Consider the following 12169-nt stretch of genomic DNA (forward strand, 5'->3'; position numbering starts at 1 on the left):
TCATGCGCGTCCTTCTCGTCGAGGATAAAACGGAATTCGCGCAGCTCGTCGAGAAGGCCGTTCGCTCGATTCCGGATTGTGAGTTGGTCTGGTGTGCCAGCCGGGATAGCGCCCTGGCTCGCCTCGCAGCTGAATCGTTCGACCTCGTCGTGCTGGATCGTCGGATCCCAAGCATGGATGATGTCCTCGATGATCACGCTGATCACGGATGGCGCGTATTTCAGCACGTGCGCGAGAATCTGCCTGGAACGCCGGTCTGGTTTCTGACGGGTAGCGAGGATGCCGATTTTGTCGTTGAGCTCAATAACGAGTTCGGCAGGACCGCCGACGTCCACGGCCGCCGCCAGAACGAGCAGATGTATCAGGTCTGCTGGAAGAAACGCATCTCTGAATGCGTCAAGCGGCTGCGTGACTTTGCCGAGCACCGGGCGATTTTGGAGCGCATTGCTGTCAATAGTCTGGGCGGGTCGCCCGTTCTGACCGTAGAAGAGTATCGCACGTTACGGATGTTCGGGCGCCAACGTAACGGAGCTGTCGTCGACTGTGTGGTGCTCGGCGGTGGGTTGTCGAGCTCGCGCGTTCTCAAGGTTGTTGTCAAGGAGGCCAACGGCGCGGTTCTCCTTACCGCTGTGGCGAAAGTTGCGCCGCTGCCGGTCATCCGCGACGAAGCCGAACGGTATCAGAACCATATTACACGGCTGGCACCAGGAGGATTTCCACCTCTTACGGAACGTATTGAAGTAGGTGCCGGCAATACGGGGGCAATCTTCTACGGCATGGTCGGCGCCAAGGTCCAAAGTCTCTTCGAGCGCCTTGCAGGCAATCATCCGGAAACCGCGGAACTCCCGGCTCGTCTCCGCGCGCTAGAGCATGGTTGGTATCAGGGCAAACAAACAACGCGAGTCCGTGTAGGCCAGATTCGACGGCGTTTTATCGGTGACCCGCAGTTGCCCGCGATCGAGAACGAACTGGACGGCATCGACACGACGGCGGTTGAGGACAAGGAGATAAACGTCTCACAGTGCTGCCAGCACGGCGACTTTCACTGTGCGAACGTCGTGTTCGACGAGACGGACCGCGCCATGGTGATCGATTTTGGCGACGTGGGCGGTGCGGTCTCTGCAATTGATCCGGTGACGCTTGAGCTGAGCACGGTCTTTCATACGCAGCATACGAGCCTGCCCGCAGACTGGCCAACCGAGGCCCACATGACGCAGTGGGTCGACGTGGAGCGCTATGTTGAAGGGTGTGCGTTCGGTCCATTCATTCGTGGGTGCCGTGCATGGGCGCTTGCCGAGGCCGCGTCGGAGGATGAGGTCATCGCTGTGGCCTACGGCTACGCTTTGCGTCAGCTGAAATACGCGGATACTGACAAGGCGCTCGCTCGGGCACTTATTCGGGCTTGCATAGCAAGACTAGCGCGGTGAACGCTGGGTCTAGAGAAGCATGCTTTCCATCTGCATGTGGCGTTCCGCCTCGTCGAGTAGCCAATCGACGTGTGCATCGCCCTCTTCGACATCAAGGTCATTTGCCTTCGCGAATTCGTGGCCGAGAATATCCCGTGCCTTTGGCTTCGAGTACCCCAATTCCACGAGCTCGCTCATCTCACGAAAGGTGTCGTAGGCGCTCCTCCGGTGCTCGTGGTAGTCGTCGATAGCATCGATGAGCGGTCGGTTGCCGAGCGCAAGCGTGATCGCGCTTTCCCAATCCACGTCGTGAGGCACATGTGGCGTCGCCATGCCGACGAGCAGGCGCACATTGCCAATCGTGAGGTTGTTTTCAGTTAGTCCAGGTGTGCGTCGCTTGACCTCCGCGATGATGTTTCTGCAGTCTTGGCAGACAAGCTTGTTGATGTGCGAACCGATGATGATCTGGCTCGTCGCGCGTGTCCGCCGGCGCCAAAGGCTGTCGGGGTTTTCTTCTGGTTCGAATTCGCAGACGCGATGAATGTGGGCCGTCCAGAGCCCCCGATTCGACTTCCGGCAAATTTCGTGTTTCGAGCGATCGCAGCTCGGACAAGACCAGTCACTGCCCGCCATAACCCAAGGCTTGTGATCCTGTTTTTGACGGTCGATCTCGGCGAACTCGGATTCGCTTGGAACCTCTCCGCGAGGTTTTCGCTTAGGTCTGGGTGAATTGCCTGCGCTCTCATTGGACGTCGAACGCGCCTCGATTGCGCTCGCCAGACCAAAGTTGCGTTTCTCGGATGAGGCCCGCTGAAAAATGCTGTAAATGATGTCGCGATCCTGCAGATACGCAAAAGACCGCTCGCCTGCGGCTACTTGTCGGCGATGGCGTCCGGAAACGACCCGTTGTGCCATGCGTCTAGTGAAATCGAGCCGATCCGCAACATCGTCTTTGGCGAGAAGCCATGCGGCTTTGGCCTTGCCGAGATCGATCTCATGCAGTCGATTTGGAGCGACATCAATGAATGATGCGATCTCGGACGGTGTAAAGGTAAAGTCGCTGTCGATCTCTTTCGCTAGTTCCAGCTTAGCGCGGCCTTCGGCAAGGTTGCAGTCAATGCAGATCAGGGTCTGCTCGAAACGTTCTACGAGAAGCATGAGCGCATTCTCGGCGCGGCCGACCTGGATGATGGTCTCGCGATCGTCGCTATGAAGCCTGTGCTCCCGGAAAATACGCTTTGCACGATCAGCAAGATGGTCATGGTGATACTCAAGCCGGCAAAGCAGCACTCCGCCGCTGCTCACACGCGCAATATGTGGCTTCTCACGTTGGCAGCACGGACAAATCCAATGCTGCCGTGTGGACGCCCACCCGCGATTGAGATCCAGTTTGGCGGCTGAGAAATGCGCGAGCAGAGCCTTTGTTTGGGCACTCCATCGTCCGTCACGGAACGGAGCAAATAGCGCGAGCTCTTCATCCGCCAACCGCGTGATATCCGGGATCGCAAGTGTGACCGTGTAGCCAGCGTCTTTCTCCAATGAGTCCATTGCGTGGATACCTCATCCTAAATCAGTACCGGCAACTTCACTTTTGGTCGCCGCTGACCCGCTGACATCGAGAGGTTTCGGTGTCGTGCAACGATCCGGAGCGTCGCTGCGCCGTGATGAAATAGCCGGAAGGCATCCGCGACGGCTCGGTCGACAAAGGTCGTGGTAGTCTGCGCGTCTGCCGGCAAGGTCAACGTTCCCTTAGGCGCGCCATGCTGCCAACCACGCGCGGCGCGGAATGTTATGACCAATTGCCCAAAAGTCGGATATGCGTGATCGAGATGGGCGTCAGGGAAAGCAAGCAACTCGCCGGTAAGGTCGCAAGGGACGCGGCCGGTGCTATCCGCGAAAGCGGTGAAATGACGCTTCTTCGCCGCCAGGAGATCCGCCGCCACGGCGGCACGGCAGGCATCATAGAACTCCTGCGCATTCGACTTCGGCTGCCCCTTTACAGCCTGGATATAGCTAAAGTCGGTTTCGCTGCCGTCGACCCGACGCACCCAAAAGCCGGGTGTTGAAAAGCCTTCGCCAGCATTCTGGCGCCGGAAAAAATAGTCTATTCCGCGCCCAATCTTTGCCGGTCCGTCGACGATGACGGCATCGTAACGCTCAAGAAGGGCGACAAGATCATCGTGATCAAGATAGTCCTCGACGGTTTGCTCGTCGGCATATCGTCTGAGCATATTCTTGAAGTGATCGAGAGCGCCAGTTTGCGCCTTCCAGAACCGGCCATTCGGAAGGGAAACAGATTTGGCCATTGCATGGAGCCCATTTAAGCGAATGTCGATAAAGCGCCTCAGCGTGAACGTAGGAGATGTGCAAGTTCGGCGCGTCCACACGGGCCCACGATCCATTAGCGGCTACGGGCTGATCATGGCATAATTGTTATTGCCTCTTGCAGACCTTGATCCTCTCGCGTGTGATACGTTCACCTACATGCTGATCGCTGCGGCCCTCGGCATTGACCATAAACTCGTACTAATCATTGAATCAGGCCAGCCCCTCTAAGATGCGACAATTGATCAAACTTCCACTTCTTGTCTGCAATGAAGTCAACTCGATCATCGAGCTCTACAAGAAAGTCCAGTGAGCGCCGGTTGATCTGCAGGATGCCGAACTTCTGCTCGTACATCCTCCGAACGTCGGCATCGTCACGAGGGAATACGGCGTACCACGGAATCTTTCTATCCTGTCTAAGACGATAAAGTTCGGCCCCTATGTCCATGTCCATGAAAGCGTATCCGATAAACAGCACGCAGCTCTGGTTGAAGTCGGAAAGGAACCGTTCGATCATACCTTTGTAATCGCCAATCATGCGAAAGTAATCGAACATTGTAATGACGAGCCCTCCTTGCCCGATTTGGCGCGCTGCAAGCTCCATCGTGCCGTGCGGTTTGAACAAAGGCATTCTGGGCGCCGGGGAATCGAGGTGCGCTGCATTGTGCCTTAGGAAAATCTCCTCCGTTTTTGGTTGCCCGATCTGGAGGCGCCAGCCCTTTTCGATGAGCTCATCATAATTCGTAGTGAAGAGCGCTTTCGGTCCGAGAAAGGGAAGTACAGCGTGTTGCCAAAGAGGTCGGGTACAGTCGAACCGCGCGGTCAGATATTCCTCTATAGCCCCTCGTCCGGCCCGCGCTTCGGCCAAGGCCGCAGCGTGCTCGAGTGACATCATCCCGAGCGTTTTCGGCCCAAACGCTCTCCTCTCTTCATCGTTGCACATGAATTCCAGCCAGATCTCATCCCGCAGCCGCAGTGCAGAAGGCAAGAGTTGACCTGCGCGGTTTTTGGCGCCGACCGACGCCCCGGCGCCTAGGAAGATCGTCAGTCGGGAGCTTACGCGCCCCCAGTTGCTGACAAGGTTATCGAAATTCCCGTCGGGTGGCAGTAACTGCCGCTCGTACGGGTCGATATCGTCGGGCTTCGGTCCGTGGTCCTTGGTCATCGAAAAAGTCCCATTTCCGCTTGGATAAATCGTGGAAACAAGCATCGGCGATTGTTTCCTTTCGATATAAGTCTCTATTGTCTTGCAACTTATCGTTTATAGGGTCCGATTCGTGAGTTCACCACAATATCTTGGCGACAAGTACCGGATCGTTCGCACGATTATCCGCGGCGACAGGACGGGTCGTTTTCCATTTCTTTACGAGGTGAGCGATGCCGGCATGTTCTTGTTCGCGCGCACCTGGTCGCGGGCCGGCGAGTCCGCTGATCTGAGAGCGCTCTGGAATCACGAGATTCGAAGCCTTCTCCGACTCGGAGGATATCCGAGAGCAGGACAGTATTTCGTTCAGCTGCAGGACCTCGGCGTTGAAGAGAAGAGGTTCTATGTGGTTCTCGATGCAGGCGATCGCCAGCCGCTCGCGCAAATGCTCGCCGATCGAGGACGGCGCCCTTGGCTAAGAGATGTCTCGACGCCGGCGCGTCGGAGAAAGGTTTGGGAAGGGTTGCGCCGAATCGCAACTGCGGTAAGCATGCTGCACGAGGAAGGTACGATACACCGGGCCATATCGCCGGCAGGGGTGTTCAGCGACGACCGCGGCGACTGCGATTTTCGCTTGAGTGGCTTCGAGTGGTCGCTCCGTGTCACATCGGCAACTCCCGTGGGGCGCGATGGCACTAACAAGGTCGATCGGTTGCGAGCACCGGAACTCGAGAAATCGGATGCGCGATATTCATTTGCGACCGATTGGTTTGATTTTGGCGTGCTCTGCACGGAGATTTTCGGGCTGAAGCCATCCGGTAGAGGTATCAAGACGGTCGAGCAACTGCGCGAGATTGTTTTGAACCTTACCTATCTCGGACCTCCCGAGCGGGCTCTTATCCTCGGTCTGCTCGAGCCCGACCCGGAGCGGCGATTTACCGACAGTGCCACCATCCTGCAGGGGCTTTCGGAGGCCCATGCCTCGGTACGCAACCGCACGATCGTCATCGGAAAGCCTTTGTATGTCGGCTTCAATCTGGGGGCGGGCTCCCGCGTTTCCGAAGCCATCGCCGACATCACGGCGAACGCCGCCAAGGGCGCCATTCGAACCGCAGACGTCGAGGCGCAGCTTGACTTCATCCAAAGAGACTTGACCGGTGACTTGCAGGTCCTCGTCCGCCAGACGCCCTTTCAGCACTACGTGCTCAACGGCCGTCTGCTTCAATACCGCGTCCAGCGATGGGAGAGGGATAACCCGACCTGGGACGTCGGATTTTGCCAGTCCGCCGACCCGCCTTCGCTCGATCCAACGGAAAAAGTGGCTTTACTCGATGGGCGCAAGATCGAGGTGCGGGCGGCGCCGAAGCTGTCACGAGACCTGAACCGGGCGCGCAGCATCGGTGCGGCCTGGGATGCCGTCTTCCCGTTCGAGACGAGCACGACCGACCTGGACGATTCTCAGTATCAGGTTCTGGAGTTCTTCAGGATTACGAACCAACTGGATGCATTGTTGACGGCGGCCCAGATATGGCCAGTTCGCGTCGTCGACGTGGAAGAGCAGACAGAAGGCGCGGTCGTCGACGTAACCCCGGTTCCCGATGGACAGCGCGATGAACTCGCGTTGAACCTGAAGCTCTCTCGTTCGGCAGATCAGATGAGAGACTTTTTCACGCGCGACGCTGTCTCTCTGCCCTTGGCGGAAGAGTCCGATTTCACGCTCGGCTATGAAGGCGTTCTGGGGCGCGGCGAACAGGAGACCAACATCCGCTGGCGGTTCGACCGCATGGTTTATCATCCGGGCGGGATCAGGTATCGCTTTTATCACGAAGATGCGGGCGTGCCGGCGCCTGCGCTGGATTCCCGGATGTATTTGATGCCGTCTGGTCTTGGCGGCACGATCGCACAGCTCAAGCGGCGCCAGCGTGCGATCGACGGCATGCGAAGTCATGCGGGTCTATTGACCGCGATTGCCGATCCCGATCGGGCGCGGCGGGACACGACCGATAGTCCAGGGAGCAGTGATGCGATCGAGAGCATGGATGAGTCGAAGCAACTCGCGCTTACCAGAATCTGGAAGACACAGCCCCTGTTCGCGCTGCAGGGGCCGCCGGGGACTGGAAAGACGCGGCTTCTCGAGACGTTGACGACCCGCTTGCTCGAGGTCGATGTCTCGACGCAAGCCCTGATCACCGCACACTCGCATGAAGCGGTCCGGCATGTTCGGCGCAAGCTCGCCGAACGCATAGCCACCTTGCCGCAGACAACGCGTCCGATCGTCGTCCGTCTCGACGACAAGGCAGACACCGACTACGTCTCCCGCACCACGGCGCGTTTGGCCAGAGCGATTTCCGACAGCCCGCTGGCAGCCTCTGCCCCCGCCCACATCCTGGAGCGGGCAAAGTCGATCGCTGCGGATATGGAACAAGGCAAGCCGGCAACCCGAGACATCCGCAGCCTGGAATCCCTGGTTCGCCAGGCGGCCAATGTCGTGTTCGCAACGTCGAACTCGGGAGAGCTCGCCCAGTTGCTGGAGGACAACCGCCGCTTTGACTGGTCGATTGTCGAGGAGGCTGGAAAAGCGCATGGCTTCGACCTCGCGCTCGCGCTTCAGGCAAGCTACCGGGTGCTATTGATCGGTGATCAGGAGCAGCTTCCCCCTTTCAATTTCGCGGCGCTTGAGGGTTTGTTTCGTGAGCCTCCTCGCATTCTGAACGCGTGGAAGAACGGAGCCGGATTTGCGCCTGGCCTCGTCGGCCGTGAGTATGTCGGATTGGACGATGAGGATCAGCAGAGGTTTGCCGAAAGTTGCACCGTCTGGCTCGACATGGTGCAGTTCTTTGCGGAAATGTTTCGACGCTGCCAGAGAAGCGTGGTCGCGGAGGCACCGATTGCCATGCAACTCGAATTGCAGCATCGGATGCATCCGGACATCTGCGATATGATCTCGCATTGCTTCTACCAGGAGAGGCTGCGGACGCATGAAGACGCTATCGCGCGATTTGCGAACGAAGGTCCGCCGTTTGGCATCGTGGCCAACGGATGGATGCCGGAGCAGCGCATCGTCTTCGTCGACTTGCCCTGGATGCAGGAGGTCAAGCACGCGACAGGCGAGGTGGGAGGAGCCGACGGCAAGCGCCGATATACCAACGCCGCGGAGATCGATGCCGTCCTTCAGGTATTGACGCAGTTCGTTCCCAAGCCGGGGCAGGATTGCCATATTCAGATCCTGTCGCCTTACCGCGCGCAGGTTCGCGAGATCGCGTCGGCGGTTTCCGACAGGACAACTTCAGGAAAGCTGAAGAACCTGCTCCATTCTGAAATCGACATCCGCTCGGCGAAGCGGATGGGCGCCACGGTGGACGAATTCCAGGGAAGTGAAGCGGACGTCGTGGTTGCCTCGCTCGTGCGCAACAATGACGAGAAAGTCGGCAAGGGCCTGGGCTTCCTCGCCGATCGGCGCCGTTTCAATGTTCTGCTAAGCCGGGCAAGGCAAAAACTTGTGCTGGTGGGCAGCTGGAACTTTCTGGCGAGCCGGGTGGATGTCTCCTCCGAGCCGAATGAGGAGGACGAGCTTGCCCACATCACGCGGCTGATGCGCTGGTTGATCGCGGAGGAGAAGCGCGGCCGGGTGAAGCGAGTACAGCCCAAGGACTTCGGAGGAGTTACCAAGTGACGGCCCGGGTGACAGTCTACGTTCCGATCTACAAGGTCCGGGCGGATTATATCGTCAAGCAGGGCCGCACCTGGAGCGCATTCGAGCACATGGTGCTGTGGAAGCTCGCCCAGGAACGGGCAACTTCCGTCGAACTTGCTGAACTTTCCGGTGTCCCGCTCCGCCTCGTTGTGGAATGCCTGATCGAGCTGATCGGTGTCGGATGGGTCGACATTCACGCAAGCTCCGGCCGTGTCGCGTTTGAAGCGACGGCAAGCGGCAAGAAGGCAGCGGCGCTAAAAAAATTGCCCGAAGATACCCGCAACCTGCGCAGGCGCGATACCTTGTGCATGGAGCGGATCACGATGAGCTTTTTCCAGCCCGAGGATCTTACACTCATCCACAAGGACAAGCTTCCCGAGAATGCTTTCGTTCTAAGACCGAGGGTCTTCAAGTTGACGATGTCGCCGACAGGCAGTGTCGATCGATTGTACATGAAGGAAGACGAGACCTTCGAGGAGTGGGTCGACCACCGGATCACGGCTCAGCGTCTTTTCGCGTCAGTGCAGATCTCGGGTGACCAGGTCGAGGGACTGCCGCAATACACCTCTCCCGAATTCCGCCAGGCGATCGTGGAAGCAGTAATTGTCGCGCCGAATGCGGGCGACGATGCAGCAGCTGACGAAGTGATCGCTCGTGCCGAAACCCGACTGGAAACAGAGGACGGCTATAGCTATGCCGAGGTGACAACGGATGATCTCATCGTCGGCGGCCCTGCTCATCTGTCGGAGCTGAAACGTGTCCTGTCGGATGCGAAATCGTTTGTGGTGGTCCATACCTGCTTCGTCGGAACGGAAGCCGTGCGCCGCCTGCTGCCTGATCTCGAGGCCGCGGCAAAGCGCAAGGTGAGAGTTGATCTCCTGTGGGGGCAACGAAACGAGGAACTGAACGAGGAGGCGCTGAAGGATTTCCGAGCGGCGAAGGCCATGTTCGACAAGCTGTCTCCGCACACCAAGTCATATCTGCGTTTCGCCGAGACCGACACCGGATCTCACGCCAAGATCGTGCTCGCGGATTCGGGACCTCACGGATCCTATGAAGCTTACGTCGGCTCCTGCAATTGGCTTTCCTCTCTGTACAAATCCGTTGAAGTGTCGATCAGGCTGCGGGAACCGCATGTCGTGGCCACGCTTGCCTCCGCGCTGGCGTTTCTCCGGATCCCATCATCGACCAAATGGACAAAGGACGTCTATCGCCTGGCGGAGCTCCGCAATGAATGCCGCCGCGCGAACGCGCGAAGCGATGGGCCACATCGCGTGGCGGTGCTGCGAGATCATGAGCACCTGGCTGCCGTTCGCGAAGCTCGTGATGGCGCAAACGCCAGCATCGTCGCCGTCTGCGATCTGCTGGGGCCGGCAGGAGAGACCTCGGTCTTCGTGCCGATGCGTGCAACCGATAGAAATCAGGTCGCCGTTACGCTGATCCATAACAAGCTTGCCAAAAGCGTCTCACAAGAAGAGCGGGACCGCGCCGCGGCCGCGCTCGCCGAAGTCGGCATAAAGCTTTTTGCCGTCGATCAGGTCCACGGCAAGTTCATGACCTGGGACGATGACGCTTTGCTGATCACTAGCTTCAACTGGCTTGCGACAACCTCCAATCCATGGAAGCCGCGCGGGGCAGAAATTGGCGTCATCGTCAAGGGACCGGGATTGGTTGGCCATCTCAAGAATAAATTCAGCGAAATCGCCGGAATAGGCAGCGATATTCTCGGCTGCCAGGCTTGAGAGCTGGCGCGAGTTGCCGTGAGCCCGCCAGCTTCGGCGGGTTACCGAACGCATTCCTCTAAAGCCGGCGAGAAGCTGGTACGGAGCTCCACGTCGACCATCCATCGGCGCCTCACAGGGCTCTGGCAAAGTCAATCGAATTGGTGCAACCTCAGGTAACAATGGGCGGAGACTCCCATATGCGTCGTGTGGTTTCTATCAGCCTTTTGACCCTGACCCTTGGCATCGCGGCGTCCCCGGCCTGCACATGGTGGGACGAAGGGCACATGCAAATTGCCTATTTGGCGTACAAGCGCCTCTCAGATCCCGTCCGCGACAAGGCCGACTCCTTGCTGAAGCTTAACAAGGACTACGCCAAGTGGACCGCAGGCGCCACCGACGACAAAACCGCGAAGATGTACGCTTTCGTCCATGCCGCGACGTGGGCCGACGACATCAAGACCAAGGAGTACGGCTACACGCGTGATGCGGTCACCAGCCCGACGGCCGGCCAGAACGTCGGCTATTCGGATCACAACCAACATGCCTACTGGCATTTCAAGGACATCGACTTCACGCCCGACGGCACACCTCTGCCGGCCGCGGATCGGGTCGACTTCGTCACGCAGCTCAAACTGATGACCACTGCGCTGCCGGCATCTTCTGGCGCATCCGACGACGTTCGCTCGTACGACCTCGTCTGGATCCTTCATCTCGTCGGCGACGCGCATCAGCCGCTGCATGCCGCGGCCCGATACACGCTGCAGATTCCGGACGGGGATGCCGGTGGGAACGCGGAATCCGTGATACCAGCGAACGGATCGAACATGGCACTGCACGCCTACTGGGACGCGATCTTCGGCGGTTACTCCTCGCCCTATGGTGCCATCTTCGACGCCGACGATAAGGATGGGCTATCCAGTGTTGGCGTCAGCCCGGCCGAGGCACAGATCGCCGATCCAGCTATCTGGGCTCAGGAAGGCGCGGATCTCGCCAAGCAATACGCTTACGCATCGCCGATAAGCACGGGAAAGAATCCCGTCCTTCTGACGCGCGATTACGAAACAAGCGTCAAGAACGTGGCCCGCGCCCGCGCGGCGCTTGCCGCCGCCCGACTGGCCAACCTGATCGAGACGGCGCTTAAGTAGATTTTCGCCGGCTCCCGGCAGACGATGATTTGGAGGACCTGACCATGTTGAGACTGTTCGCGGCCATCGCCTTGTCCGTTGCGTCGCTCCTTTCCGCGCCTGCTTTCGCTGGATCCCCTTTGGCGCAGTTGACGCCGACTTCTGGCGCTCCCGTGTTCTTCGACGCCAAGCGAATCACGGCGGTCACTTCACTGCCGCCGATCAATGAATTCAGCGTGAATGCCGAGACGTTCCGCCTTTCGCCGCAGATATTCTTCCCGACGGCCGCTCAGATCGAATCGACTGCACCGAAGGCGCCGGTCACGCAGGTGCTAGGCGTCTTCGCGAACCTGATGGCGGTGAGGGAGTCCGTAGATGACGTTCTGAAGCTCGCCGGCCGCGACCAGTTCGCCCAGTTCACCCTGATGGACGGTTCGAAGGTGTGGATGCGGGCCTCCGCGATCGGGTGGGTTTCCCACGAATTCCCGGCCGCGGGGATCCCCAATGCTGGCAGCTTCGTCGGCCTCGGGCTCGCGCCCGGCCGGGCGACCGCATTGAAGGAAGACGTGGATACCGTACGCAAGGCCATCGAACAGATCCCCTCCAACTAGCGAATGATGTTTCGCGCTTTCGGTTACGAAGCGGGCGCTGTCATCGATTATCATGCGCGACGGGCATCGAGGCTGAAGCTAAGCCCGTCGTCCAATCGGTCGCTGAGAAAAAGGAGAAGCTGAAATCCATGGCCGATCGGC

Annotated in this window: 8 protein-coding genes; 5 read left to right on the plus strand and 3 right to left on the minus strand. The window is 58.9% G+C overall.

Annotated elements, in window-relative coordinates; all coding sequences use genetic code 11:
* Window positions 1-2 precede the first annotated feature (2 nt).
* Window positions 3-1427 (plus strand): response regulator, encoded by a 1425-nt coding sequence (locus BI327_RS14330; protein WP_076860954.1) that lies wholly within the window; start codon window positions 3-5, stop codon window positions 1425-1427.
* A gap of 9 nt (window positions 1428-1436) precedes the next feature.
* Here the strand turns inward: BI327_RS14330 and BI327_RS14335 are convergent, their stop codons facing one another.
* The 3 genes from BI327_RS14335 to BI327_RS14345 form a co-directional block, all read right to left on the minus strand.
* The gene (locus BI327_RS14335) at window positions 1437-2954 is read right to left on the minus strand and encodes a hypothetical protein (RefSeq protein ID WP_076860956.1); all 1518 of its coding nucleotides are present in this window, start codon (window positions 2952-2954) and stop codon (window positions 1437-1439) included.
* 17 nt (window positions 2955-2971) lie between these two features.
* The gene (locus tag BI327_RS14340) at window positions 2972-3712 is read right to left on the minus strand and encodes a DCL family protein (protein WP_076860958.1); all 741 of its coding nucleotides are present in this window, start codon (window positions 3710-3712) and stop codon (window positions 2972-2974) included.
* A gap of 224 nt (window positions 3713-3936) precedes the next feature.
* Window positions 3937-4896 carry an SIR2 family NAD-dependent protein deacylase gene (locus BI327_RS14345; protein ID WP_089025482.1) on the minus strand — a complete coding sequence of 320 codons (960 nt, stop codon included), beginning with the start codon at window positions 4894-4896 and terminating at the stop codon, window positions 3937-3939.
* Between the two features lie 112 nt (window positions 4897-5008).
* On the opposite strand from BI327_RS14345, the gene BI327_RS14350 reads away from it, so the two are divergent.
* The 4 genes from BI327_RS14350 (at window position 5009) to BI327_RS14365 (ending at window position 12028) form a co-directional block, all read left to right on the plus strand.
* Window positions 5009-8548, plus strand: coding sequence for an AAA domain-containing protein (locus BI327_RS14350; protein ID WP_143271601.1), 3540 nt, complete (start codon window positions 5009-5011; stop codon window positions 8546-8548).
* On the plus strand, window positions 8545-10311 hold the full coding sequence (locus tag BI327_RS14355) for a phospholipase D-like domain-containing protein (protein WP_076860962.1): 1767 nt from the start codon (window positions 8545-8547) through the stop codon (window positions 10309-10311). Before BI327_RS14350 ends, BI327_RS14355 begins: the two co-directional genes overlap by 4 nt.
* A gap of 179 nt (window positions 10312-10490) precedes the next feature.
* Window positions 10491-11438: a S1/P1 nuclease gene (locus BI327_RS14360; protein WP_076860964.1), complete on the plus strand. Its 948-nt coding sequence runs from the start codon at window positions 10491-10493 to the stop codon at window positions 11436-11438.
* A gap of 44 nt (window positions 11439-11482) precedes the next feature.
* Complete coding sequence (locus BI327_RS14365; RefSeq protein WP_143271602.1) at window positions 11483-12028, plus strand: hypothetical protein; 546 nt, start codon at window positions 11483-11485, stop codon at window positions 12026-12028.
* Window positions 12029-12169 lie beyond the last annotated feature (141 nt).

The sequence above is a fragment of the Bradyrhizobium mercantei genome (assembly GCF_001982635.1).
Classification (GTDB): Bacteria; Pseudomonadota; Alphaproteobacteria; order Rhizobiales; family Xanthobacteraceae; genus Bradyrhizobium; species Bradyrhizobium mercantei.